The organism is Halomonas sp. PGE1, assembly GCF_013000985.1.
In the GTDB taxonomy this organism is placed as follows: domain Bacteria; phylum Pseudomonadota; class Gammaproteobacteria; order Pseudomonadales; family Halomonadaceae; genus Halomonas; species Halomonas alkalicola.
Window position 1 is genome coordinate 244,362 of sequence record NZ_CP053032.1, and the last position, 25,595, is coordinate 269,956.

The following is a 25,595-nucleotide window of genomic DNA, read 5'->3' on the forward strand; positions in this document are numbered from 1 at the left end:
ATAGTCGATCGGTCAGGCGACGGTCACGCCTGCTGCATGGTCACGAAGGCCTTCTCGGCGGCATCCAGGGTGCGCTGGATATCCTCCGGCGTATGGGCGCTGGACATGAAGCCCGCCTCGTAGGCCGAGGGAGCCAGGTAGACGCCTTCGTCCAGCATGGCGGTGAAGAAGCGCCGGAAGGCGTCGGCATCGCAGGCGGTGGCCTGGGCGAAGTTGTCGACGCGACTCTGGCCGGTGAAGAAGAGACCGAACATGCCACCCGCATGCTGGGTGATCATCTCCACGCCGGCGGCGCTGGCACGCTCCTTCAGGCCATGGCAGAGGGTCTCCACCCGCTGGGCCAGGGCGTCGTGGAACCCGGGCTCGCGCAGCTTGGTGAGGAGGGCGATGCCGGCGGACATCGCCAGCGGATTGCCGGAGAGGGTGCCCGCCTGATAGACGGGGCCGAGCGGCGAGATGTTGGACATGATCGTCGCGCTGCCGCCGAAGGCGCCCACCGGCATGCCGCCGCCGACGATCTTGCCGAGGCAGGTGAGATCCGGGCGAATGCCGTAATGCGCCTGGGCGCCGCCCAGCGCCACCCGGAAACCGGTCATCACCTCGTCGAAGATCAGCACGCTGTCGTTGGCATCGCAGACCCTGCGCAGGCACTCCAGGAAGCCCGGCTGCGGGGGAATGCAGTTCATGTTGCCGGCCACCGGCTCGACGATGATGCAGGCGATCTGGTCACCGATCTCTTCGAAGCACTGCTCCACGGCGTCGATGTCGTTGTAGGAGAGCGTCACCGTGTGCTCGGCCAGGGAGGCCGGCACGCCGGGGGAGCTCGGCTCGCCGTGGGTCAGCGCCCCGGAGCCCGCCTTGACCAGCAGCGAATCGGAGTGGCCATGGTAGTTGCCCTCGAACTTGACGATCTTGTCACGGCCGGTGACTCCACGGGCCAGGCGGATCGCCGACATGGTGGCCTCGGTGCCGGAGTTGACCATGCGCACCATCTCGATGGAGGGGATCATCTCGCAGATCAGGTCCGCCATGGTGGTCTCGATGGCCGTCGGGGTGCCGAAGGAGAGCCCGCGATCCAGGCGCTCCCGCACCGCTCCCAGCACGTCCGGGTCGGCATGGCCGGTGATCATCGGCCCCCAGGAGCCCACGTAGTCGACATAGCGCTTGCCCTCCACGTCGAAGAGGTAGGCGCCCTGGGCGCGCTCCATGAACACCGGCGGACGCTGCATGCCCTTGAAGGCGCGCACCGGCGAATTGACGCCGCCGGGGATGTGGCGGCAGGCCCGTTCGAAGAGCTCGGCGGATGTGGTCATGGCGTATCTCGTCCTCGAAAGCTGTGGATAATTCTCTGGATAACCTTTTCATGGCCACCCGACTGCCCCCATTCTCGGCGTTCGGGCAGGGGATGGCCAGCCCGTGGCTCACCCGGAGGCAGCCGGCTCGTCCACTCCCTTGACCGGCGTCACGGGCAGTCGCCATAGCCGGCGCGGCAACGACTGTCCCTCACCGGGCCGCCAGCCGTTGGCCAGCGCCTGCCAGGTGAAGGCCTGGGCCTGCTCGCAGGCGCCCACCAGCGACTCACCGGCGGCCAGCCGCGCCGCCAGGGCCGAGGCCAGGGTACAGCCGGAGCCGTGGTAGCGCCCTTCCAGGCGGGGCCAGCTCCATTGTCGACTCTGATCCGGGGTGTGCAGGGTATGCGCCACGCGATCACCCGGCGTGCCGGGCACCGGCGAGTCGGTGCCGGTGACCAGCACCGCCTGGCAGCCCAGGGTCATCAGCTCCACCGCCCGCTCGGTATCCTCGCCGGGCTGGGCGGAGAGCCGGGCCAGTTCGTCCCTATTCGGGGTCAGGATATCCACCAGGGGCAGCAGCCGCTCGCGGAAGGCATCCACCAGCTCGGCTGTGGACAACTCGCGGCCACCGCCGGCCTTGAGCACCGGATCAACCACCAGCGGCACACCGGGGAAGCACCGCACGATGTCGGTCACCGCATCCAGACTGGCCAGGTCGGCCACCAGGCCCACCTTGATGGCGGCGACCTCGAAGTCATCCAGCGCCGCAGCGGCGGCGCGCATGATGTCGGGATCGGCGGGCACGACCCTCTGGACGTCACGGCAGTTCTGCACCGTCAGCGCGGTGGGAATGGTCAGCGCCCAGCCGCCGCAGGCGGCGATCGCCTCGGCGTCGGCGATCAGGCCGGCGCCCCCGGTGGGGTCATGGCCGGCCAGCACCAGCACCACCGGCAGATGGGGCGACACCGTCTCGGGGGTCGCCATCAGAAGGGCTTGAGCACGGCGAGGAAGATGATGATCAGCAGGGCGATCACCGGTAGCTCGTTGAACCAGCGGAAGAAGACGTGGCTCTTCGTGCAGCGCCCGTCGCGCAGCTGCTTGAGGTAGATCAGGCAGACATGGTGGTAGGCCACCAGCAGCGCCACCAGCAGCAGCTTGGCATGCAGCCACCCCTGGCTGAGCCAGAAGGGCATCAGGTAGAGCATCCAGCCCCCAAACACCAGCACCGCGATCATCGAGGGGGTCATGATGCCCCGGTAGAGCTTGCGCTCCATGACCAGGAAGTGGTCGATCGCCTGCTGCTCGCCGCGATCCCGCGCCATGGCGTGGTAGACATAGAGGCGCGGCAGATAGAAGAGGGCGGCGAACCAGGTCACCATGGCGATCAGGTGCAGGGCCTTGATCCACAGATACATGAAGACTCCTCATGGGAGAGTGGCGGGAAGGGCGCGAGCGCCAGGCAGGGCGCCACCAGGGGGAAGCCCCCCGGCAGGGCTACTCCTTGAGGGAATAGTACCGCTCGATGGCGCCCCGCGTGATGATACCGGAAATCCGCTTCTGTTTCGGGCGGTTGCCATGCTCCACGTAGAGCGCATCCACCGCCTGGTCGTTGAGTCGCTCGAAGGCCTCGGAGAGGGTCGCCTGCAGGTGGATGGGCGCCAGCTCCAGGCGCAGGCCGGGAATCTCCAGCAGGTCGATGAGCTCGGCGTCTTCTCCTTCGCCGTCCCCGTCCTCCGCTCGCGGCTCCGACTCGGCCTCCATCAGCCAGCGCGCCAGGTCGGCGGCCTTCAATGCCAGCACCGGCTTGTCGTCGCTGGAGCGTTCGATCAGGACCCAGATGGGGTTGCGGGTCAGCAGCGCCCGAGCGCGCTCCCGCGTCACCATGCGCGGCGTGCGCTCCAGGCTGCGCTCCATGACCGCCGGCACCGAGACCCGGGAGAGCGCCTGCATCAGCGGCTGCTGCAGCGGGTGCAGGCCATGGCGGGTCGCACTGATGAAGAAGCCGTCGCAGCGGCACAGCTGCCGCGAGGTGAGCCCGGAGACCACCACCGCCAGCATGCCGGGGAGGATGATGTTGGGATTGTGGGTCAGCTCCAGCAGGGCCATCAGCGCCGCCAGCGGCGCCTGCAGCACCGCCCCCATCATCGCCGCCATGCCGAGCATCGCATAGACCCCCGGATCGGCGCCCCGCCCGGGCCAGATCCAGCCGCCGAGCAGCCCCATCAGCGCCCCCGCCGCCGCGCCGATCACCAGCACCGGGCCGATGATGCCGATCGGAATGCCGCTGGCCACGGTGATCGCCGTCAGCAGCAGCTTGGCCACCACCAGCGCCAGCAGCACGTCCACCGCCAGGTCCCCGGTCAGCGAAGCACTCAGGCTGTCATAGCCGATGCCCTGCACCTCGGGGTACCACCAGGCCACGCCGGCGGTGGCCACGGCCACCAGCGAAAGGCGCAGCCACACCGGCAGCCCCTTGATCCATTCGCTGCGCGCCACGTGGATGAAGAGCCCCGCCAGCAGGCCGATCACCAGCGCCGTCACCACCAGCCAGGGCAGGTTGGAGAGGGAGCCCAGGCTCACCGTGGGCACCTGAAAGGCCGGCTCGGAGCCGTAGACCAGCTGGGCCACCAACGCTCCCATGGTGGAGGCCAGGATGACCGGCATGAAGCCGGCGATGGTGTACTCCATCATCACCACTTCCATGGCGAAGATGACCCCGGCGATGGGGGTATTGAAGGAGGCGGAGATCCCGGCGGCGGTGCCGCAGGCGACCAGCACCCGCAGACTGTTGTGAGGCAGGCGCAGCTGCTGGCCGAGGCCGCTGGAGGCCGCCGCCCCGAGGTGAATCGCCGGCCCCTCGCGGCCGGCGGAGAGCCCGCCGAGCACCGTGACCACGCCGACCCACCACTGGTTGAGCCAGTTGCGCAGGGGAAAGCGCCCCTGGTGGTAGGTCAGACGCTCCATCACGTGGCCGACGCCCAGCTTGCGGGCCTTCTCGGGCTGGCGCCACAGGAAGACGCCGACGAGGATCACCGCCAGGATCGGCAGGGCCGAGCGCACCTGGGGCGATAGCCCCTCGAAGGCCTCGGGGTCGCCGCCGGGCATGAAGGCCAGGGCGCCGAGGTCGATCAGCAGCCGGAAGCCGACCATGAAGCCCCCGGTGATCAGCCCCGACACCACCCCCAACACGCAGAGCTGGGGGAGGGCGTCGACGCTGGCCAGGCGCTGGCGGAAGCCCTCCAGGCTTAAGTCCGGCAGTGAGAAACGCGGCACGGCGAGGTTCCTGTTCGGCCAGTGACGGAGCCGGCTGGGTCGGCCCCTGCCTTCTTGTGTATCATATTCATCACAACCGAGCCCAGCCCAGGGCCAAGCGGAAGGAGGTCAACGTGATCAAGGTCGGAATCGTCGGGGGCACCGGGTATACCGGGGTCGAACTGCTCAGGCTGCTGGCCCAGCATCCCGAGGTCGAGGTGGAGGCCATCACCTCCCGCTCCGAGGCGGGCGTGCGCGTCTGCGACATGTACCCCAACCTGCGCGGCCACTACGATACCCTGGCCTTCAGCGAGCCCGATGCCGACCGTCTCGGCGCCTGCGACGCCGTCTTCTTCGCCACCCCCCACGGCGTGGCCCACGCCCTGGCCTTTGATCTGCTCGAGCGCGGCACCCGGGTGATCGACCTCTCCGCGGACTTCCGCCTGCGCGACGCCGAGGAGTGGGCCGAGTGGTACGGCCAGCCCCATGGCGCCCCGGCGCTGCTGGGCGAGGCGGTCTACGGCCTGCCCGAGGTCAACCGCGACAGGATCCGCCAGGCGCGCCTGATCGCCGTGCCCGGCTGCTACCCCACCGCCGTGCAGCTCGGCCTGCTGCCGCTGCTCGAGGCCGGCCTGATCGATGCCGGGCATATCATTGCCGACTGCAAGTCCGGGGTGACCGGCGCGGGCCGCGGCGCCAAGGTGCCCTCGCTGCTGGCCGAGGCCAGCGAGTCCATGAAGGCCTATGGCGCCGCCGGCCACCGCCACCTGCCGGAGATCCGCCAGGGCCTGGGCGACGCCGCCGGTTCGCCGGTGGGGCTCACCTTCGTGCCCCACCTGACGCCGATGATCCGGGGCATCCACGCCACCCTCTACGGGCGCCTCATCGGCGAGCCGGGCGACCTGCAGGCGCTCTTCGAGCAGCGCTTCGAAGGCGAGCCCTTCGTCGACGTGATGCCCGCCGGCAGCCACCCCGAGACTCGCAGCGTCAAGGGCGCCAACCTCTGCCGCCTCGCCGTGCACCGCCCGGGCAACGGCGACACCGTGGTGGTGCTTGCGGTGATCGACAACCTGGTCAAGGGCGCCTCCGGCCAGGCGATCCAGAACCTCAACCTGATGTTCGGCTTCGACGAGAAGGCCGGCCTCGCCGCCCCGGCGCTGATGCCCTGATCCCCGCTCGCCCTCTCCCCCGGCAAAAGTTGACCATTTTGCTGGGGATTGGGGATAATGACCGGTCGAATTCTCCGTTTCCCCCGAGGGAGCTCTCCATGAGCGGTGCCGAATCCTTTGTTCCCACGCCCCTGCTGCTCTCCGACAGCGCGCGCAGACGGCTCCAGTCGCTGATCGAGGAGGAGGGCAACCGTCAGCTCAAGCTGCGGGTCTACGTGACCGGCGGCGGCTGCTCGGGCTTCCAGTACGGCTTCGATTTCGCCGATGAGGTCGCCGAGGATGACACCGTCATCGAGTTCGGCGACGTCGCCCTGGTGGTCGATCCGCTCTCCTACCAGTACCTGGTGGGCTCCACCGTGGACTTCGAGGAGGGGCTGGCCGGCGCCCGCTTCCTGGTCCAGAACCCCAACGCCACCACCACCTGTGGCTGCGGCGCCTCCTTCATGGTGTGACGCCGCCTCCCCGGCGTCCGTGACACGGCGTACGTGAGAGACCCCGACTTGACGCTCTGGAGCATTCTCGCCAAGGTTGAACAGGCGAGACCCACCAGATAAAGACTCAATAACGGGGAATCTCATGACAAAATTCGCTTGTGTTACACCCTTCCTGAAGCAATCTGCACTGGCCGCCGCCCTGGCGCTGGGCCTCGGCGCGGCCGGTTCGGCGCTGGCCGACACGCCCCGTGTCAACGTGGTCACCGACCCCAGCTTCGTGCCCTTCGAGATGATGGATCCCGAGACCGGCGAGATGATCGGCTTCGACATGGACATCATCAACGAGGTCGCCGAGCGGGCCGGTTTCGAGGTCAACCTGACCACCATGGAGTTCGCCGGCATCATCCCGGCGGTGCAGACCGGCAGCCAGGAGATCGCCATCGCCGGGGTCACCATCACCGAGGAGCGCGCCCAGATCGTCGACTTCTCGGACCCCTACTACGACTCCGGCCTGCAGATCATCGTGCGTGCCGACAACGACAGCGTCGAGACCATCGAGGATCTCGAGGGCATGTCCATCGCCACCCGCATCGGCTCCACCAGCTATGACTTCCTCCAGGAGCAGCTGGGCGATCGCGCCGATATCACCCCCTACCCGGGCAACAGCGACATGTACATGGCGCTGCTCGGTCGCAACGTGGATGCCGCCTTCTACGACGCCCCCAACGTCGCCTACTTCTCGCAGACCCGCGGCGAGGGCCGTACCAAGGTGGTAGGTCCCCTCTACGAGGGCCAGCAGTACGGCATCGTCTTCCACAAGGGCAGCCAGTGGGTCGAGCCGGTGAACGAGGCCCTGGCCGAGATGCGCGAGGATGGCACCTACGCCGAGATCTACGAGAAGTGGTTCGGCGAGGCCCCCTCGGAGGAGTGAACCGGGCGCGCCCTGAACCCTCGTCGTGACGAGACGACGAGCTGACCAGCGGGGCCGGGCGGTAACACCTCCCGGCCCCGCCTCGTTTTCAGCCATCCCGGAGAAACGCCCGTGGACGTGACCTTTCAATTCGACTGGGCGGCGGCGTTCCGCTCCATCCCGCACCTGCTGCCCGGCATTCCCTGGACCCTGCTGATCTCCTTCGGCGGACTGGCCATCGGCTTCGTGATCGGCATCGTCTTCGGCCTGATGCGGATCAGCCCGTCGCGCCTGATGCGCTGGCCGGCGATCCTCTATATCGAGGTATTCCGCGGCACGCCGATCCTGGTCCAGGTGCTGTTCATCTTCTACGGCCTGCCCCAGCTGCTGGGCAGCCCCATCAACGCCCTGACCGCCGGCATCGCCGCCATCGCGGTCAACTCCGGCGCCTACATCTCGGAGGTGGTGCGCGGCGGGGTGCAGTCCATCGAGCGCGGCCAGCGCGAGGCCTCGCTGTCGCTGGGGCTCTCCCGTACCCAGGCCTTCCGCTACGTGATCTGGCCCCAGGCCTTCCGCCGCATGATCCCGCCCCTGGGCAACCAGGGCATCATCAGCATCAAGGACACCTCGCTGTTCTCGGTGATCGGCGTGGGCGAGCTGGTCCGCCAGGGGCAGATCTACATCGCCACGACCTTCACCGCCCTGGAGGTCTACTTCATGGTGGCCCTGATGTATCTGGCCATCACCTGGAGCCTGTCGCTGCTGCTGCGCCAGCTGGAAAAGCGCGGCCTGGTCGGACAATAGAGGGAGCCCACCCATGACACAGAACGACAAGGCGACCGCTCCCATCGTGCGCATGGAGAAGGTCAACAAGCACTTCGGCGACCTTCACGTGCTCAAGGGGATCGACCTCGAGGTGACCCCGGGGGAGGTCGTCGTGATCATCGGCGCCAGCGGCTCGGGGAAATCCACGCTGATCCGCTGCATCAACGGCCTGGAGGAGTTCCAGGCGGGCCACATCGAGGTGGACGGCAACGAGCTGACTCCCCACGGCAAGAGCGGCCGTGCGCTGCAGCGGATCCGCACCGAGGTCGGCATGGTGTTCCAGCAGTTCAACCTCTTTCCCCACCTCAGCGTGCTGGACAACGTCATCCTCGCCCCCATGAAGGTGCGCGGCTGGAGCCGCGCCGACGCCGTGGAGACCGCCGAGCGGCTGCTGGCCCGGGTCGGCATCAGCGACCAGGCCGCCAAGCACCCCACCCAGCTCTCCGGCGGCCAGCAGCAGCGCGTGGCCCTGGCCCGCGCCCTGGCCATGGAGCCGCGCCTGATGCTCTTCGACGAGCCCACCTCGGCGCTGGACCCGGAGATGATCGGCGAGGTGCTCGATGCCATGCGCGAGCTGGCGAGAGAAGGCATGACCATGATCATCGTCACCCACGAGATGGGCTTCGCCCGGGAGGTCGCCGACCGGGTGATCTACATCCACAAGGGTGAGATCGCCGAGCAGGCACCGCCGGAGCAGATTTTCGATCGCCCCGCCGACGAGCGCACCCGGAGCTTCCTGGCCCGGGTCCTCAAGCACTGACATCGCCCCTCGGAGCGACCGAAAAGCCCCTGTCGGCATCGGCAGGGGCTTTTTTTCGCCTGTGGATAGAATTTTCTACGGCGAGGCCGATCTGCGCTGCAGGGCCCATGCCAGAGGGGGTCGTGGATAAGAAGGCCGGTTGTTCACAGCCGCGGGCACAAGACAGGTACCCGGCGGTGGACAAGCCGTGCAGGAGTCCCGCTGTGGGCAAGTCGCCATTCCATCCACAGGCTCAGGACGGCATGTGCGCAGGCAGTCACCCTCTTGTCCCGCCTTTGGTCAACAATACAGAGCATTGATATCAAAAGGGTATTGTGGGTTATCCACGGTTTTTGTCCACACCAGTAGTTACTACCACAGCAGAACTTCTCTCTTTATATATTGATATTTAATGTTAGGGAGAGGGAAGCCACAGGGAAGGGCGAAGGCGGTGTGGAAAACCCTGACGATTACCCACAGGGGGTTTATACTGCCGGGCTGATTTCATCCCCCGACCGGAAGACGGCGCCGCGGCGCCAACGAGGTGCACCTTGGATTACCCCGACCGCTTTGACGTCATCGTCATCGGCGGAGGCCATGCCGGAACCGAAGCCGCCCTGGCCTCCGCCCGCATGGGCTGTCAGACCCTGCTGCTGACCCACAACATCGAGACCCTCGGGCAGATGTCCTGCAATCCCGCCATCGGTGGGATCGGCAAGAGCCATCTGGTCAAGGAGATCGATGCGCTGGGTGGCGCCATGGCCATGGCCACCGATCTCGGCGGTATCCAGTTCCGCGTGCTCAACGCCCGCAAGGGTCCCGCGGTACGGGCCACCCGGGCCCAGGCGGATCGGGTGCGCTACAAGGCGGCGATCCGCAGCATGCTGGAGAACCAGCCCAACCTGACGCTCTTCCAGCAGGCCGCCGGCGACCTGATCGTCGAGGGCGACACCGTCCGCGGCGTGGTCACCGAGACCGGGATCCGCTTCCTCGGCGAGACCGTGGTGCTGTGTACCGGCACCTTCCTCGGCGGGGTGATCCATATCGGCCTCGAGCAGAGCCGCGGCGGCCGCGCCGGCGACCCGCCCTCCAATCGTCTCGCCGAGCGCCTGCGTGCCCTGCCGTTCCGGGTCGACCGCCTCAAGACCGGCACCCCGCCCAGGCTGGATGCACGCAGCCTCGACTTCTCGGTACTCGAAGAGCAGCCCGGTGACACCCCCACCCCGGTGATGTCCTTCCTGGGCAGTCGGGCCCAGCACCCGCGCCAGGTGAGCTGCCATATCGCCCACACCAATGCGCGCACCCACGAGATCATCTTCGCCAACCTCGACCGCTCGCCGATGTACTCCGGCGTCATCGAGGGCGTCGGGCCGCGCTACTGCCCCTCCATCGAGGACAAGGTGCACCGCTTCGCCGACAAGGCGAGCCACCAGGTCTTTATCGAGCCGGAGGGGCTGGATACCCACGAGCTCTACCCCAACGGCATCTCCACCTCGCTGCCCTTCGACGTGCAGCTCGAGGTGGTGCGCTCGATCAGGGGGCTGGAGAACGCCCATATCACGCGGCCCGGCTACGCCATCGAATACGATTTCTTCGACCCGCGGGACCTGAAGCACTCGCTGGAGACGAAATTCATCCACAACCTGTTCTTCGCCGGGCAGATCAACGGCACCACCGGCTACGAGGAGGCCGGCGCCCAGGGGCTGCTGGCGGGGCTCAACGCCGCCCGGCGGGCCAAGGGGCTGGCGGCCTGGTGGCCGCGCCGCGACGAGGCCTACCTCGGGGTGCTGGTGGACGACCTGATCACCCTGGGGACGAAGGAGCCCTACCGCATGTTCACCTCCCGGGCCGAGTACCGGCTGCTGCTGCGGGAGGACAACGCCGACCTGCGCCTGACCGAGGCGGGCCGCGAGCTGGGGCTGGTGGACGAGACCCGCTGGGCCGCCTTCAGCGCCAAGCGCGAGGCGATCGACGCCGAGAGCGCCAGGCTCCGTGCCAGCTGGGTGCAGCCCGGCACGGCGGCCGCCGAGGCCGTGGCCGAGAAGACCGGCAAGGCGCTCTCCCGGGAGTACAGCCTGATGGACCTGCTCAAGCGTCCGGAGCTCGGCTATGACGATGTCGCCGCTCTGCCCGGTCTGCCGGGCGAGCCGGTGGCCGATGAAAGCGTCGCCGAGCAGGTGCAGATCCAGGCCAAGTACCAGGGCTATATCGACCGTCAGCAGGAGGAGATCGACCGGCTCAAGCGCCACGAGGCCACCCCCCCTGCCGCTGGATCTCGATTACGCGCGGGTCGAGGGGCTCTCCCACGAGATTCGCCAGAAGCTCGCCGAGGCGAAGCCGGCGACCCTGGCCCAGGCCTCGCGCATCTCCGGGGTCACCCCGGCGGCGGTCTCGATCCTGCTGATCCATCTCAAGAAGCGGCGCCTGCTCGACGACCACAGGGCGGCCAGCGCATGACCCAAGCGGATGCACGGGTCGAGGAACGTCTCGACCAGGGGCTCGAGCGGCTGGGGATCGCCGTGGACGCCGAGCAGCGTCGCCGCCTGCTGGCGCTGGTCGGCCTGTTGCACAAGTGGAACCGCGCCTATAACCTCACCGCGGTACGCTCGCCCGAGGAGATGGTCGCTCGCCACCTGCTGGACAGCGCCGCCGTGCTGCCCTTCGTGACGGGCCCCACCCTGCTCGATGTGGGGGCCGGACCCGGCTTTCCCGGCCTGGTGCTGGCGATCCTCCGGCCGGAGCTCGCCGTCAGCCTGCTCGACAGCAACGGCAAGAAGGTGCGCTTCCAGCGCCAGGCGGTGATGGAGCTGGGCCTGACCAATGTCACCCCGGTGCAGGCCCGGGTCGAGGCCTTCGAGGGGCGCTTCGACCAGGTGATCTCCCGGGCCTTCGCCAGCCTCGGCGACTTCGTCGCCCTGACGCTGCCGCTGGTGGCCCCTGGCGGCCAGTGGCTGGCCATGAAGGGCCCGGCGGTGGATGACGAGCTGGCCGGCGTGCCGGAGGGCGTGGTGCCGGTCGCCCGGCACGCCCTGGAGGTGCCCTTCGAGGTCGGCAGCCGGCTGCTGGTGGTCCTCGAGCACCAGGCCGATGGCTCGCGCCCATGACAACCCGCGTTTCCCAGCAAGGGAGTTGCCCGTGACCAAGATCATCGCCTTGACCAACCAGAAGGGTGGCGTCGGCAAGACCACCACGGCGGTCAACCTCGCCGCCAGTCTGGCGGCCCTGGATCGCCGCGTGCTGCTGGTGGATCTCGACCCTCAGGGGCATGCCACCATGGGCAGCGGCATCGACAAGCACGAGCTGGAGGGCAGCGTGCTGGACGTACTGCTGGGTGATCGCAGTGCCATCGAGGTGATTCTCGACTGCCCCGAGGCGGGCTATGCGCTGCTGCCGGGCAACGGCGACCTGACTGCCGCCGAAGTGGCGCTGCTGGATCGCGAGGCGGGCCGCGAGCGCTGCCTGGAGCGGGCGCTGGCCGACGTGGCCGGCGAATACGACGTGGTGCTGATCGACTGCCCCCCCTCGCTCAACATGCTCACCGTCAACGGCCTGACCGCCGCCAACGGGGTGCTGATCCCGCTGCAGTGCGAGTTCTACGCCCTGGAGGGGCTCTCGGCGCTGCTCGATACCGTGGAGCAGATCAAGGACAGCGTGAACCCTGGCCTGGAGGTCTACGGCATCCTGCGCACCATGTTCGACGCTCGCAACAGCCTGACCCGTGATGTCACCAAGCAGCTGCGCGACTACTTCGGCGATACCCTGCTCAAAGCCACCATTCCCCGCAACGTGCGGGTAGCCGAGGCTCCCAGCCACGGCTTGCCGGTCACCAAGTACGCCCGCTTCTCGCGGGGCAGCCAGGCCCACCGGGTGCTGGCCAAGGAACTGATCCGCCGGCTGTCGCTGTGATGACATCCGGCGTCTGCATGCCGCAAACGCTGTGATGAGGGAGTGTCGATGACGCGTAAACGCGCCCTGGGACGTGGACTGGATGCGCTGATTGGGGCCGGCGCCCGTCGCCGTGAGAGCCTCGACCTGCCCGAGATGGAGGGCGAGGGGGTCGACGAGGCCCCGGTCGCGCAGGCGCCGGATGCGGGGGAGCGCCTCGAGCGCCTGCCGCTGAACCAGCTGACCCGCGGGAAGTACCAGCCGCGCCGCGATATCCAGCCTGAAGCCCTGGAAGAGCTGGCCGACTCGATTCGCGCCCAAGGTGTGATGCAGCCCATCGTGGTGCGCCCCATTGGCGAACATCGCTACGAAATCATCGCCGGCGAGCGTCGCTGGCGCGCCGCCCAGCTGGCCGAGCTGGACGTGATCCCCGCGGTGATCCGCGAGGTCTCCGACGAGGTGGCCCTGGCCCTGGCGCTGATCGAGAACATCCAGCGCGAGAACCTCAATCCGGTCGAGGAGGCCATGGCGCTCAAGCGCCTGCTGGAGGAGTTCGAGCTCACCCAGCAGCAGGTCGCCGATGCGGTGGGCAAGTCCCGCGCCCAGGTGGCCAACCTGCTGCGGCTGCTGGCGCTGGACCCCGAGGTGCAGACCCTGCTGGAGCGCGGCGACCTCGACATGGGCCACGCACGGGCCCTGCTGGGGCTCTCCGGTGCCAAGCAGCGCAAGGCAGCCCATGAGGTGGTCAACAAGGACCTCACCGTGCGCGATACCGAGGCGCTGGTGAAGCGCCTCGCCGCCGGCGAGCCGAAGAAGGCCGAGAAGCCCGCGGCGAGCCCCGATGTGGCGCGCCTGGAGACGCGCCTCGGCGAGCTGCTCGGGGCGCCGGTGAAGATCCAGCATGGCCGGAGCGGCAAGGGGCGGCTGACCATTCGCTATACCAGCCTGGACGAGCTGGACGGAATCCTCGAGCACATCCGCTAGGGGGCAGGCGTCACGGTGGTAGGCTGTTGACAATTCCTGCACCTTTGGTCGCAAGAAGTGGCAGAAGCAGGCAAAATCCATGGCGGTTCTGTTGAAGCCCCGATAGCCCTTCCCTATAATCCGCCGGTGTTTGCCTTACGCTCAGGCAGCGCAGCAGCGGCGAAGTGGGCCGCGAGATCCGTGGCCAGGATGTCGACACGATGCACAGAGCCACCGCCGGCGCCGCGCGCCGGCAACTGGATTTCACGCGGCTGTTCCTGGCCCAGGGCCTGGCCGCCCTGCTGGTGGCCCTGCTGGGGCTCTGGCAGGCGGGCATCCCCGGCGCGTCATCCGCCCTGATGGGCGGGCTGGTCAGCCTGCTGCCGTCGCTCTACTTCGTGTGGCGGGGGCTGTATCGCGGGCGCCGGAATGTCATGAGTTTCTACCAGGCGGCAGCGGGCAAGTTCGGTTTGACGGTGGCACTGTTCGTGATCGTGTTCGTCACAGTGCCCCCCTCAAACCCAGCTTTATTCTTTGTCGCATATGTGGCGGCCCAACTCACGCACTGGCTGAGTCCCTGGCTGGTAAGTGAGCGGTCGACCCCCTGAACCTGAGGAAGCGCAGTATGGCAGCGGAAAACGAAGTGACCGCCATTTATTACATACAGCACCACCTCCAGAACCTGACCTTTGGCAGGCATCCGGAAAACGGCTGGTCGCTGGCCAGCACCTCCGCCGAAGCCACCGAGATGGGCTTCTGGGCGATCCACCTGGACACCATGGGGTGGTCGATCGCCATGGGGGCGCTGTTCCTGTGGGTCTTCCACAAGGCCGGTCGCATGGCCACCACCGGCGTGCCCGGCGGGCTGCAGAACGCCGTGGAGATCGTGGTGGAGTTCATCGAGAACCTCACCCGCTCCACCTTCCACGGCAAGAACCCCAGCATTGCGCCCCTGGCGCTGACGCTGTTCATGTGGATCCTGCTGATGAACAGCCTCAAGCTGATCCCGGTGGACTACTTCCCCGAGATGTTCGGCAAGCTGGGCTTCGAGTACATGAAGATCGTCCCCACCACCGACATCAATGCCACCCTGGGCATGGCCATCGGCGTCTTCCTGCTGATCATCTACTACAGCTGCAAGGTCAAGGGCGTTGGCGGCTTCGCCAAGGAGCTCGCGCTCACCCCCTTCAATACCTGGCTGCTGGCCCCCTTCAACCTGATCCTCGAGATCGTTGGTCTGCTGGTTAAGCCGATCAGCCTTGGCTTCCGTCTCTTCGGCGCCATGTTCGCCGGTGAGGTGATCTTCATCCTGATCGCTCTGCTGCCCTTCTGGGCCATCTGGCTGCTGGACGTGCCGTGGGCCATCTTCCACATCCTCGTCGTCTCGCTGCAGGCCTTCATCTTCACGACGCTCTCCATCGTGTACTTGAGCGCCGCACACGAGCACCACTGAGACCCGAGCAACGCTTCACCAAACCAACCCCTAAACCCTTGTAATTCAATCTACCAGGAGTACTACCATGGAAATCGTCTACATTGCCGCCGCCCTGATCATCAGCGTTAGCGCCCTGACCACCGGCTTCGGTTTCGCCATGCTGGGTGGCAAGCTGCTCGACAACACCGCGCGTCAGCCGGAAATGAGCGACCAGCTGCAGACCCGTACCTTCATCATGGCCGGCCTGCTCGACGCCGTGCCGATGATCGGCGTTGGTATTGCGATGTACCTGATCTTCGTCGTTGCCGGTTAATGGCCCAACCGAGCGCCTCTAGGGCGCTCGGTTCGCTTCTACCCGGTCGCCACGAACCAGTCAGAGGTACTTACCCGTGAATATCAACATGACGCTTATCGGGCAGACGATCGCCTTTGCGATCTTTGTCTGGTTCTGCATCAAGTACGTGTGGCCGCCGATCAGCTCTGCGCTTCACGAGCGCCAGAAGAAGATCGCCGACGGCCTCGACGCGGCCAGCCGTGCGTCACGTGACCTCGAGCTCGCTCAAGAACAGGCGTCTCAGACCCTGCGCGAAGCCAAGGAGCAGTCCTCACAGATCCTCGAGCAGGCCAACAAGCGTGCCTCGCAGATCGTCGAGGAAGCTCGCGAGCAGGCTCGCTCAGAGGGCGAGCGCCTGGTGGCCAGCGCCCGCGCCGAGATCGATCAGGAGATCAATCGCGCCAAGGAAGAGCTTCGTGCTCAGGTGTCGCGCCTCGCGATCGTGGGTGCCGAGCGTGTTCTGGAAGCCTCCATCGACGAAAAGGCACACCGCAAGCTGGTCGACAAGCTTGCTGCCGAACTGTGAGGAGGTGATCCATGGCGGAAACATCTACCGTCGCACGGCCCTACGCCAAGGCGGCGTTCGAGTATGCGCGTGATCACAAGGCCCTAGCCATCTGGTCTGAGCTGCTCGGCACCCTCGGTCAGGTCGTGGCCGAGCGTGACGTGCAGAAGCTGCTGGCCAGCCCCAAGCTGCTCGCTGAGCGCAAGGTCGAGCTGCTGCTCGAACTGGCCGACCTCAAGAAAGTTGACGAGGGCGTGGGTCGCTACCTCCGGGTGCTGGGTGAGCAGGAACGCCTGCTGGCTCTGACCGCCATCGCGGAACAGTTCGAACGTCTGCGCGCCGATCACGAAAAGCGCGTCGACGTCACCGTGGTGTCGGCCTTCGAACTCGACGCCAAGCAGCAGCAAAAGCTCGCCGGTGCGCTCAAGAAGCGCCTGAATCGCGAAATCTCCATTACCACTCAGGTGGACTCCAAGCTTCTCGGTGGCGTGATCCTGCGTGCCGGCGACACCGTCATCGACGGGTCGGTGCGTGGTCGATTGAACCGCCTTAGCGAAGCTCTTACCGCCTGAGTCTGAGGGACATGGCATGCAGCAACTGAATCCTTCCGAGATCAGCGACATCATCAAGCAGCGTATCGAGAAGCTTGACGTCGCATCCGAAGCCCGCAATCAGGGCACCATCGTCAGCGTTTCCGACGGCATCGTGAAGATCCACGGGCTCGAGGACGCGATGTTCGGTGAGATGATCGAATTCCCCGGCAGCATCTTCGGCATGGTGCTTAACCTGGAGCGCGACTCCGTGGGCGCCGTGGTACTGGGCGACTACCTGCAGTTGGAAGAGGGCATGACCGCCAGCTGTACCGGTCGCATCCTCGAGGTGCCGGTGGGCCCCGAGCTGAAGGGCCGCGTGGTGGATGCCCTGGGCAACCCCATCGACGGCAAGGGCGACATCGACGCCAAGCTCACCGATGCGGTGGAAAAGGTCGCCCCGGGTGTTATCACCCGTCAGTCGGTCGACCAGCCGATCCAGACCGGCTTCAAGTCCATCGACGCCATGGTGCCGATCGGCCGCGGCCAGCGTGAGCTGATCATCGGCGACCGCCAGATCGGCAAGTCGGCGATCGCCATCGATGCGATCATCAACCAGAAGGGCAAGGGCGTCACCTGTATCTACGTCGCCATTGGCCAGAAGCAGTCCACCATCGCCAATGTGGTGCGCAAGCTGGAAGAGCACGGCGCCCTGGAGCACACCATCGTGGTTGCCGCCGGCGCTGCCGACCCGGCCCCGATGCAGTTCCTGGCTCCCTACGCCGGCTGCACCATGGGCGAATACTTCCGCGACCGCGGCGAAGACGCCCTGATCGTCTATGACGATCTCACCAAGCAGGCCTGGGCCTACCGTCAGGTCTCCCTGCTGCTGCGTCGTCCGCCGGGCCGCGAAGCCTACCCGGGTGACGTCTTCTACCTCCACTCCCGTCTGCTCGAGCGCGCCGCGCGCGTCAACCCCGAGTACGTCGAGAAGTTCACCAACGGTGAAGTGAAGGGCAAGACCGGCTCGCTGACCGCGCTGCCGATCATCGAGACCCAGGGCGGCGACGTCTCCGCCTTCGTTCCGACCAACGTGATCTCCATCACCGACGGTCAGATCTTCCTGGAGACCGACCTGTTCAACTCGGGCATCCGTCCGGCCATCAACGCCGGTCTGTCGGTTTCCCGCGTGGGTGGTTCGGCCCAGACCAAGATCATCAAGAAGCTTGGCGGCGGTGTGCGTCTGGCGCTCGCCCAGTACCGCGAGCTGGCGGCCTTCTCCCAGTTCGCCTCGGACCTGGACGAGTCCACCCGCAAGCAGCTCGAGCACGGTCAGCGCGTCACCGAGCTGATGAAGCAGAAGCAGTACTCGCCGCTCTCCGTGGCCGAGATGGGGCTGTCTCTGTACGCGGCCAACGAGGGCCATCTGGATGACGTCGACGTCAGCAAGGTACTGGACTTCGAGCGTGCCCTGCACGACTTCATGAAGTCCGAGTACGCCGAGCTGCTCGACAAGATCAACCAGACCGGCGACTACAACGACGAGATCCAGCAAGGGCTGAAAGAGGGTCTCGAGAAGTTCAAGGCCACTCAGAGCTGGTAAGCCTGGAGGCCCGCCCGCCGAGGGCGGGCCCGGGAACTGTCTGAGGGCCACGAACGGAGTAGATCGCTATGGCAGCTGCAAAAGAGATTCGCACCCAGATCGGGAGCATCAAGAACACGCAGAAGATCACCAGCGCCATGGAAATGGTCGCTGCGTCGAAGATGCGCAAGGCTCAGGACCTGATGAAGGCCAGCCAGCCCTATGCGCGTCAGATCCGCAACGTCGTTGCCCATATTGCCGATGCCAACCCCGAGTACAAGCACGACTACATGGTCGAGCGGGACGTCGAGCGCGTGGGCTATATCGTGGTCTCCACTGACCGCGGCCTGTGCGGCGGCTTGAACGTCAACCTGTTCAAGGCGGTGCTCAAGGACTCGATGGCGTGGCGTGGCGAGGGCGCCGAGCTGGATTTCTGCGCGCTGGGTTCCAAGGCTGGCGGCTTCTTCAAGAACTACGGGGGCAACCTCGTGGCGGCGAAGAGCGGCCTGGGCGAGTCGCCCGAGGTCGAGGACCTGATCGGTAGCGTCAAGGTCATGCTGGAAGCCTATGACGAGGGGCGCCTGGATCGCCTGTACGTGGTGTATAACGAGTTCGTCAACACCATGACCCAGAAGCCGGTGGTCCGTCAGCTTCTGCCCTTGTCTGCGGACATGGGCATGGATGACTCCCACGAACAATCCGGTCCCGTATACACCTGGGACTACCTGTATGAGCCGGATGCCAAGGCGCTGCTGGATAGCCTGCTGGTTCGTTTCATCGAATCCCAGGTGTACCAGGCGGTGGTCGAGAACGCGGCGTGCGAGCAGGCCGCGCGGATGATCGCCATGAAGAATGCCACCGACAACGCCGGCGGCCTGATCGACGACCTGGAGATGATCTACAACAAGGCTCGCCAGGCCGCGATCACCCAGGAAATTTCCGAGATCGTCGGGGGCGCCGCCGCCGTATAGCGCCGGGGAGGGCGTGGCCCTCCCGGCACACAGGCTTCATAGGCAGGTTATTTAGAGGATCGCAAGATGAGCGGACGTATCGTACAAATCATCGGCGCGGTGATTGACGTAGAGTTTCCGCGGGACGACGTTCCCAAGGTCTACGACGCGCTGAACGTCTCGAACTCCGAGACCGTGCTCGAGGTCCAGCAGCAGCTGGGCGACGGCGTGGTGCGCACCATCGCCATGGGCTCCACCGAGGGCCTGAAGCGCGGCATGGAAACCGTCAACACCGGTGCCGCCATCTCCGTGCCGGTCGGCAAGGAGACCCTGGGTCGCATCATGGACGTGCTGGGCCGCCCCATCGACGAGGCCGGCGACATCGGCGAGCAGGAGCGCATGCCGATCCACCGCAAGGCGCCTACCTACGCGGAGCAGTCCGCTTCCAACGAGCTGCTGGAGACCGGCATCAAGGTCATCGATCTGGTCTGCCCGTTCGCCAAGGGCGGCAAGGTCGGCCTGTTCGGCGGCGCCGGCGTGGGCAAGACCGTCAACATGATGGAGCTGATCCGCAACATCGCCACCGAGCACAGCGGCTACTCGGTGTTTGCGGGCGTGGGCGAGCGCACCCGTGAGGGTAACGACTTCTACCACGAAATGACCGAATCCAACGTTATCGACAAGGTATCGCTGGTTTATGGTCAGATGAACGAGCCGCCCGGCAACCGCCTGCGCGTGGCCCTGACCGGCCTGACCATCGCCGAGAAGTTCCGCGATGAAGGCCGTGACGTGCTGCTGTTCGTCGACAACATCTACCGCTACACCCTGGCCGGTACCGAGGTGTCCGCACTGCTGGGCCGCATGCCCTCCGCGGTGGGCTACCAGCCGACCCTGGCCGAGGAGATGGGTGTGCTCCAGGAGCGCATCACCTCCACCAAGACCGGCTCGATCACCTCTGTGCAGGCCGTCTACGTGCCCGCGGATGACCTGACCGACCCGTCCCCGGCGACCACCTTCTCGCACCTGGACGCCACCGTGGTACTGGCGCGTTCCATCGCCGAGCTGGGTATCTATCCGGCCATCGACCCGCTGGACTCCACCTCGCGCCAGCTGGACCCGCTGGTGGTCGGTGAGGAGCACTACGACACCGCCCGCGGCGTGCAGAACGTGCTGCAGCGCTACAAGGAGCTCAAGGACATCATCGCGATTCTGGGCATGGACGAGCTGTCTGACGAGGACAAGCTGGCCGTGTCGCGGGCGCGTAAGATCCAGCGCTTCCTGTCGCAGCCGTTCTTCGTGGCCGAGGTGTTCACCGGGTCGCCCGGCAAGTACGTGTCCCTCAAGGACACCATCCGTGGCTTCCAGGGCATTCTCAACGGCGAGTACGATGAGCTGCCAGAGCAGGCCTTCTACATGGTGGGCACCATCGACGAGGCCGTCGAGAAAGCCAACCAGATGAAGTAATCCCGTCCATCAGGGGGATTCGCTATGGCGAACAGCTTCACTTGCAACATCGTCAGCGCCGAAGCGGCCATCTTCTCGGGCGAGATCGAGCAGCTGGTAGCCTCGGGGCTCATGGGGGATATCGGCATCCTCGCAGGCCACCGTCCGCTGCTCACCGAGCTCAAGCCGGGTCCGATTCGCGTCATCCACGAGGGTGGCGCGGAGGAGAACTTCTACGTCTCCGGCGGCTTCCTCGAGGTGCAGCCGAAGGTCGTGACGATTCTCGCCGATGCGGCATCCCGTGCCGGTGACCTCGACGAGGCCGCCGCCGAGGAGGCCCGCCAGCATGCGCTGAAGGCGTTCAACGACAAGTCGGCTGAGCTGGATTACACCCGCGCCGCCGCCGAGCTCGCTGAAGCCGTGGCCCAGCTGCGTACCATCCAGCAGCTGCGCAAGAAGGCCGGCAAGGGCTGATCCGGCCCGGGCCGTGACGGCGCGCCCCCCGATCCCGTGAAATAGCGGGTTCGGGGGGCGTTTTCGTCTCTGCTATCATGGGCGCCGGCCCCGCGCCGCTGGTTCCGCTCACCCATCTCTGCGCCCCCGGCGTCAGGAGGATGCCATGTCACTGAACGAGACCCTGCAGGAACAGAAGGAGGCGCTGGTCGCGGCCCAGGCCGAGGAGGACCGCGAGCGCCTCGACGAGATGCTGTCGGAGCTGCGTTCCGCGGACATCGCCGAGATCCTCGAGGAAGTCCTCGAGGAGGATGACGATCTGTCGGTCGCCATGGGCCTGCTCGAGGCCCTGCCGCTGGAGCGGCGGGCCAACGTGCTGGGCTACCTGCCCGGCGAGGAGCAGGTCGAGATCACCTCGACCATGTCCGACGAAACGCTGCTCTCGGTGCTCGAGGAGATGGGCTCCGACGAGCGCGCCGACCTCTTCAACCTCCTCGATGAGGACCGCCGCGAGGGGCTGCTGCGGCGCATGGCACGCCAGGAGCGTGAGGACCTCAAGCGGCTGGCCAGCTACGAGGAGGGCACCGCCGGGGCGATCATGACCTCGGACTACGTGGCCATCCCCACCGGCATGACCGTCTCTCAGGCGATGATGCGGGTGCGCCAGACCGCCCCCGACGCCGAGACCGTCTACCAGCTCTATATCATCGACCCCGACGGCAAGCTGGCCGGCACCCTGTCGCTGCGCCAGCTGATGGTGGCGCGCCCGGGAGCCCAGGTCGACGACATCATGATCAAGGACGTGATCAGCATTCCGGTGGACGCGGCCCAGGAGGAGGTCGCCCGGGTCGTGGCCCGCTACGACCTGCTGGCGCTGCCGGTGCTCGACGCCGACGAGCGCCTGGTGGGCATCGTCACCCACGATGACGCCATGGACGTGGCCGAATCCGAGGCCACCGAGGACTTCCACAAGGGCATGTCCATCGGCGCCCTGGAGGACGGCGTCAGCCGGGTGCCGCTGTGGAGCCTCTATCGCAAGCGGGTGACCTGGCTGGTGCTGCTGGTCTTCGCCAACCTCTTCTCCGGCGCCGGCATCGCCTACTTCGAGGACACCATCGCCGCCCAGGTGGCGCTGGTCTTCTTCCTGCCGCTGCTGATCGGCAGCGGCGGCAACGCTGGGGCCCAGGCCGCCACCCTGATGGTGCGCGGCATGGCCACCGGCGACGTCGGGGTCAAGGACTGGAGCACCCTGCTCGGTCGCGAACTGCTGGTGGCCGGCTCCCTGGGCCTGACCATGGCCCTGGCGGTAGCGCCCATCGGGGTGATGCGCGGCGGCGAGGCGGTGGCCATGGTGGTGGCCATGAGCATGGTGACCATCGTGCTGTTCGGCAGCCTGCTCGGCATGTGCCTGCCCTTCGTGCTCAACCGGCTGGGCTGGGACCCGGCCACCGCCTCGGCGCCGCTGGTGACTACCCTGATCGACGCCTCGGGGGTGCTGATCTACTTCAGCATCGCCACCGCCATCCTGTCCGGAGTCTAGCTATGGAGTGGCTGCAGGTCTTCGTGCTTTCCATCGTGCAGGGGCTCACCGAGTTCCTGCCGATCTCCAGCTCCGCTCACCTGATCCTGGTGCCGGTACTCACCGACTGGGAGGATCAGGGCCTCGCCTTCGACGTCGCCCTGCATATCGGCAGCCTGACGGCGGTGGTGCTCTACTTCCGCCATGAGCTCGCGCGCATGGCCGGCAGCTGGGTCGGTTCGCTGCGCGGCGGCGGCATGGACGAGGATGCCCGGCTCGCCTGGTGGGTGCTGCTGGCTACCGTGCCGGTCTGCCTGATCGGCTTCACCTTTCGCGATGCCATCGAGGTGGGCATGCGTTCGCCGCTGATCATCGGCGCGAGCCTGATCGGCTTCGGCCTGGTGCTGGGCTATGCCGACTGGCGCCGCCGCCGCGGCGGGCGCAGCGAGTACCAGCTGGGCCTCAGGGACGTGCTCTTCATCGGTGGCGCCCAGGCCCTGGCGCTGATTCCTGGCACCTCGCGCTCCGGCATCACCATCACCGCGGCGCTGCTGCTCGGCATGAGCCGGGAGGGCGCGGCACGCTTCTCCTTCCTGCTGTCGATCCCGGTGATCGTGCTGGCCGGTGGCCTGGAGATCGTCGGCCTGGTGCGGGAGTCCCATGCGGTGGACTGGCCGGCGGTGACGGTGGGGGCCATCCTCTCCGGCATCAGCGCCTACCTCTGCATCCACTATTTCCTGGTCTTCATCAAGCGCGTCGGCATGCAGCCCTTCGTGGTCTATCGGCTGCTGCTCGGCGGCTGGCTGCTGTGGCTGTTCTGGTAGTGGCCGACCCTCATCCGTCACGGGAGTGCCTGTCATCATGAAGTTCCTGCGTCTCCATTTCCCGCTGCTGCTCCTCGCCGGGCTGCTGCTGCTGGCCGGCTGCTCGGAGCGCGACCGTCCCCTCGACTCGCCGGTGCGCTTCGAGGGGGGGATCTTCGGCAGCTTCTATCAGGTGACCATCGCCGACTCGCTGACCCAGGGCCAGGCCCAGGCGCTGGAGCAGGGCATCCTCGAGACGCTCGAAGCGGTGGATGTCGGCATGTCGATCTACATCGAGGACTCGGAGCTCATGGCCTTCAACCAGTCGCCCCTCGGTGAGTGGCAGCCGCTCTCCGACGAGCTGGTCGAGGTGCTGGCGATCGGCCAGGCGGTGGCCGAGAAGAGCGACGGCGCCTTCGACGTCACCCTGGGGGGGCTGGTCAACCTGTGGAGTTTCGGCGGCGAGGCGCGTCCCCGCGAGGTGCCGGACGAGGCGGCGCTGGCCGAGCGCCTCGAGGAGGTCGGCTTCGATGCGCTTGAGCTCGACTCGGCGGGGCTGCAGGCGCGGCGCACCCGGGACGTCTTCGTCGACCTGGGCGGTGTGGCCAAGGGCCATGCGGTGGACCGGGTCGCGGCCTACCTCGATCGCGAGGGCATCGAGCACTATCTGGTCAACCTGGGGGGCGACCTGATCGCCCGGGGCTATCGCAATGCCGGCGGCGGGGACGACGGCGAGGCCGAGTCCTGGCGCATCGGCGTGGAGGCGCCGCTGGAAGACCGTCAGGAGGCGCAGTACGTGCTGCCCATCGGCGATGTCTCCCTGGCCACCTCCGGCGACTACCGCAACTACTTCGAGGAGGGGGGGCAGCGCTTCTCCCACACCCTGGACCCGCGCAGCGGCCGGCCCATCGACCATCGCCTGGCCTCGGTGAGCGTGCTGCACCCCTCCAACGCCTGGGCCGACGCCTGGGCCACGGCGCTGATGGTGCTGGGGGACGAGGCGGGCATGGCCCTGGCCGTCGCCCAGGACCTCAAGGTGTTGATGATCGTACGCGTGGACGAGGGCTGGGAGAGCCTCGTCAGCCCCGCCTTCGTGGCATACTTCGGCGATGAGCTGGTCGAGGAGCTCGGCCTGGTGGCGGTAGCCGAGCCGGGCGAGCTCGAGACCGAGCCCGCCCCGAACGAATGAACGACAGGAGTCATTGATGACGCTGGATGTGGTGATACTCGCGGCCGGGCAGGGAACCCGGATGCGCTCGACCCTGCCCAAGGTGCTGCACCGCCTGGCCGGCAAGCCCATGGTGCGCCACGTGATCGATACCGCGCGGGGCCTCGAGGCTGAGCGCACCCACGTGGTGGTGGGGCACGGCGCCGAGAAGGTGCGCGAGGCCCTGTCCGACTGCGAGGTGCACTTCGCGCTGCAGGCCGAACAGAAGGGCACCGGCCATGCCGTGGCCCAGGCCCTGGAGGGCCTCGGCGAGGGCAAGGTGCTGGTGCTCTATGGCGACGTGCCGCTGATCCGTCGCGAGACCCTGGCGGGGCTGCTGGACGGAGTCGATGACGACCACCTCGGCCTGCTCACCGTGACCCTGGCGGACCCCACCGGCTACGGGCGCATCCTGCGCAATGCCGAGGGCGAGGCGGTGGCTATCGTCGAGCACAAGGACGCCTCCCAGACGGAGCTTGCCATCGCCGAGTGCAATACCGGCATCATGGCAATGACCGCCGCCCAGCTGCGCCGCTGGCTGCCACGGCTCTCCGCCGACAACGCCCAGGGCGAGTACTACCTCACCGACATCATCGCCATGGCGGCCGCCGAGGGGGTCAGGATCGTCACCGCCCAGCCGGCCGACCCGCTGGAGGTGGAGGGGGTCAACAACCGGCTGCAGATGGCGCGCCTCGAGCGCGCCCATCAGCTGGCCACGGCCGAGCGGCTGATGGCCGACGGGGTGGCGCTGATCGACCCGGCGAGGATCGACATCCGCGGCGCCCTCACCTGCGGCCACGACGTGGAGATCGATGTGGGCTGCGTCTTCGAGGGGCAAGTGGAGCTCGGCGAGGGGGTGCGCATCGGCCCCCACTGCGTGATCCGCGACAGCCATATCGGCGCCGAGACGGTGATCGAGCCTCACAGCGTCATCGAGGGCACGGTGATCGCCGGTCGCGGTCGCGTCGGTCCCTTCGCCCGGCTGCGCCCCGGCACCCGCCTGGCGGTGGGCGCCAAGGTGGGCAACTTCGTCGAGACCAAGAACGCCGAGGTGGGTGAGGGCAGCAAGATCAACCACCTGAGCTACGTGGGCGACGCCCGGCTGGGCCGCGACGTCAACGTCGGCGCCGGCACCATCACCTGCAACTATGACGGCGCCCACAAGCATCGCACCGAGATCGGCGATGGCGCCTTCATCGGCTCCAACACGGCGCTGGTGGCCCCGGTGAGCGTGGGCAGCAACGCCACCGTGGGCGCCGGTTCCACCATCAGCAAGGACGTGGCGGACAACGCCCTGGCCGTTTCCCGCGGCCGCCAGATCAGCAAGGCCGACTGGCCGCGCCCCAGCAAGGACAGGTAAGGAGA

Annotated in this window: 25 protein-coding genes and 1 pseudogene; 22 read left to right on the plus strand and 4 right to left on the minus strand. The window is 67.0% G+C overall.

Features of this window, described 5'->3' with window-relative positions:
• Positions 1-23 precede the first annotated feature (23 nt).
• From hemL to HIR79_RS01220, 4 genes are all read right to left on the minus strand, one after another.
• Positions 24-1,313: a glutamate-1-semialdehyde 2,1-aminomutase gene (hemL, locus tag HIR79_RS01205; protein WP_169956178.1), complete on the minus strand. Its 1,290-nt coding sequence runs from the start codon at positions 1,311-1,313 to the stop codon at positions 24-26.
• 108 nt (positions 1,314-1,421) lie between these two features.
• On the minus strand, positions 1,422-2,276 hold the full coding sequence (gene thiD, locus HIR79_RS01210) for a bifunctional hydroxymethylpyrimidine kinase/phosphomethylpyrimidine kinase (protein WP_169956180.1): 855 nt from the start codon (positions 2,274-2,276) through the stop codon (positions 1,422-1,424).
• Positions 2,276-2,707 carry a protoporphyrinogen oxidase HemJ gene (hemJ, locus tag HIR79_RS01215; RefSeq protein WP_110069110.1) on the minus strand — a complete coding sequence of 144 codons (432 nt, stop codon included), beginning with the start codon at positions 2,705-2,707 and terminating at the stop codon, positions 2,276-2,278. Before hemJ ends, thiD begins: the two co-directional genes overlap by 1 nt.
• A 79-nt stretch (positions 2,708-2,786) precedes the next feature.
• Positions 2,787-4,565: a chloride channel protein gene (locus HIR79_RS01220; RefSeq protein WP_169956183.1), complete on the minus strand. Its 1,779-nt coding sequence runs from the start codon at positions 4,563-4,565 to the stop codon at positions 2,787-2,789.
• A gap of 113 nt (positions 4,566-4,678) precedes the next feature.
• Between HIR79_RS01220 and argC the strand changes: the two genes are divergently transcribed.
• From argC to glmU, 22 genes and pseudogenes are all read left to right on the plus strand, one after another.
• Positions 4,679-5,713, plus strand: a complete 1,035-nt coding sequence (argC, locus tag HIR79_RS01225) for an N-acetyl-gamma-glutamyl-phosphate reductase (protein ID WP_169956186.1) — start codon at positions 4,679-4,681, stop codon at positions 5,711-5,713.
• 98 nt (positions 5,714-5,811) lie between these two features.
• Positions 5,812-6,165 carry an iron-sulfur cluster insertion protein ErpA gene (erpA, locus tag HIR79_RS01230; protein ID WP_169956189.1) on the plus strand — a complete coding sequence of 118 codons (354 nt, stop codon included), beginning with the start codon at positions 5,812-5,814 and terminating at the stop codon, positions 6,163-6,165.
• Between the two features lie 124 nt (positions 6,166-6,289).
• Positions 6,290-7,078 (plus strand): transporter substrate-binding domain-containing protein, encoded by a 789-nt coding sequence (locus tag HIR79_RS01235; RefSeq protein ID WP_169956191.1) that lies wholly within the window; start codon positions 6,290-6,292, stop codon positions 7,076-7,078.
• Positions 7,079-7,189: 111 nt separating this feature from the next.
• Positions 7,190-7,861 (plus strand): amino acid ABC transporter permease, encoded by a 672-nt coding sequence (locus tag HIR79_RS01240; RefSeq protein ID WP_119022283.1) that lies wholly within the window; start codon positions 7,190-7,192, stop codon positions 7,859-7,861.
• 13 nt (positions 7,862-7,874) lie between these two features.
• The gene (locus HIR79_RS01245) at positions 7,875-8,642 is read left to right on the plus strand and encodes an amino acid ABC transporter ATP-binding protein (protein WP_119022282.1); all 768 of its coding nucleotides are present in this window, start codon (positions 7,875-7,877) and stop codon (positions 8,640-8,642) included.
• Between the two features lie 530 nt (positions 8,643-9,172).
• Positions 9,173-11,078: pseudogene (gene mnmG, locus HIR79_RS01250) on the plus strand (tRNA uridine-5-carboxymethylaminomethyl(34) synthesis enzyme MnmG).
• Positions 11,075-11,725, plus strand: coding sequence for a 16S rRNA (guanine(527)-N(7))-methyltransferase RsmG (gene rsmG, locus HIR79_RS01255; protein ID WP_169956193.1), 651 nt, complete (start codon positions 11,075-11,077; stop codon positions 11,723-11,725). The pseudogene mnmG and the gene rsmG overlap by 4 nt, the downstream one beginning before the upstream one ends.
• A gap of 31 nt (positions 11,726-11,756) precedes the next feature.
• Complete coding sequence (locus HIR79_RS01260; RefSeq protein ID WP_169956195.1) at positions 11,757-12,527, plus strand: ParA family protein; 771 nt, start codon at positions 11,757-11,759, stop codon at positions 12,525-12,527.
• 48 nt (positions 12,528-12,575) lie between these two features.
• On the plus strand, positions 12,576-13,490 hold the full coding sequence (locus HIR79_RS01265) for a ParB/RepB/Spo0J family partition protein (protein ID WP_169956197.1): 915 nt from the start codon (positions 12,576-12,578) through the stop codon (positions 13,488-13,490).
• A gap of 164 nt (positions 13,491-13,654) precedes the next feature.
• Positions 13,655-14,077, plus strand: coding sequence for an ATP synthase subunit I (locus HIR79_RS01270; protein WP_349304993.1), 423 nt, complete (start codon positions 13,655-13,657; stop codon positions 14,075-14,077).
• Between the two features lie 17 nt (positions 14,078-14,094).
• Entirely contained in the window at positions 14,095-14,922 is an 828-nt protein-coding gene (atpB, locus tag HIR79_RS01275; protein ID WP_169956199.1) for a F0F1 ATP synthase subunit A, read from the plus strand.
• A 67-nt stretch (positions 14,923-14,989) separates the two neighbouring features.
• Positions 14,990-15,217 (plus strand): F0F1 ATP synthase subunit C, encoded by a 228-nt coding sequence (gene atpE / locus HIR79_RS01280; protein ID WP_169956201.1) that lies wholly within the window; start codon positions 14,990-14,992, stop codon positions 15,215-15,217.
• A gap of 76 nt (positions 15,218-15,293) precedes the next feature.
• Positions 15,294-15,764 (plus strand): F0F1 ATP synthase subunit B, encoded by a 471-nt coding sequence (locus HIR79_RS01285; RefSeq protein WP_169956203.1) that lies wholly within the window; start codon positions 15,294-15,296, stop codon positions 15,762-15,764.
• Between the two features lie 11 nt (positions 15,765-15,775).
• On the plus strand, positions 15,776-16,315 hold the full coding sequence (locus HIR79_RS01290) for a F0F1 ATP synthase subunit delta (protein ID WP_169956205.1): 540 nt from the start codon (positions 15,776-15,778) through the stop codon (positions 16,313-16,315).
• A 16-nt stretch (positions 16,316-16,331) separates the two neighbouring features.
• On the plus strand, positions 16,332-17,876 hold the full coding sequence (gene atpA / locus HIR79_RS01295; RefSeq protein ID WP_169956207.1) for a F0F1 ATP synthase subunit alpha: 1,545 nt from the start codon (positions 16,332-16,334) through the stop codon (positions 17,874-17,876).
• Between the two features lie 68 nt (positions 17,877-17,944).
• Positions 17,945-18,826: a F0F1 ATP synthase subunit gamma gene (gene atpG / locus HIR79_RS01300; RefSeq protein ID WP_169956209.1), complete on the plus strand. Its 882-nt coding sequence runs from the start codon at positions 17,945-17,947 to the stop codon at positions 18,824-18,826.
• 66 nt (positions 18,827-18,892) lie between these two features.
• The gene (gene atpD, locus HIR79_RS01305; protein ID WP_169956211.1) at positions 18,893-20,269 is read left to right on the plus strand and encodes a F0F1 ATP synthase subunit beta; all 1,377 of its coding nucleotides are present in this window, start codon (positions 18,893-18,895) and stop codon (positions 20,267-20,269) included.
• 24 nt (positions 20,270-20,293) lie between these two features.
• Positions 20,294-20,722 carry a F0F1 ATP synthase subunit epsilon gene (locus tag HIR79_RS01310; protein WP_169956213.1) on the plus strand — a complete coding sequence of 143 codons (429 nt, stop codon included), beginning with the start codon at positions 20,294-20,296 and terminating at the stop codon, positions 20,720-20,722.
• 145 nt (positions 20,723-20,867) lie between these two features.
• Entirely contained in the window at positions 20,868-22,241 is a 1,374-nt protein-coding gene (gene mgtE / locus HIR79_RS01315; RefSeq protein ID WP_169956215.1) for a magnesium transporter, read from the plus strand.
• Between the two features lie 2 nt (positions 22,242-22,243).
• Positions 22,244-23,044 carry an undecaprenyl-diphosphate phosphatase gene (locus HIR79_RS01320; protein WP_169956217.1) on the plus strand — a complete coding sequence of 267 codons (801 nt, stop codon included), beginning with the start codon at positions 22,244-22,246 and terminating at the stop codon, positions 23,042-23,044.
• 37 nt (positions 23,045-23,081) lie between these two features.
• Positions 23,082-24,212, plus strand: a complete 1,131-nt coding sequence (locus HIR79_RS01325) for an FAD:protein FMN transferase (protein WP_169956219.1) — start codon at positions 23,082-23,084, stop codon at positions 24,210-24,212.
• A gap of 16 nt (positions 24,213-24,228) precedes the next feature.
• Positions 24,229-25,590, plus strand: coding sequence for a bifunctional UDP-N-acetylglucosamine diphosphorylase/glucosamine-1-phosphate N-acetyltransferase GlmU (gene glmU, locus HIR79_RS01330; protein ID WP_169956221.1), 1,362 nt, complete (start codon positions 24,229-24,231; stop codon positions 25,588-25,590).
• Positions 25,591-25,595: the final 5 nt, after the last annotated feature.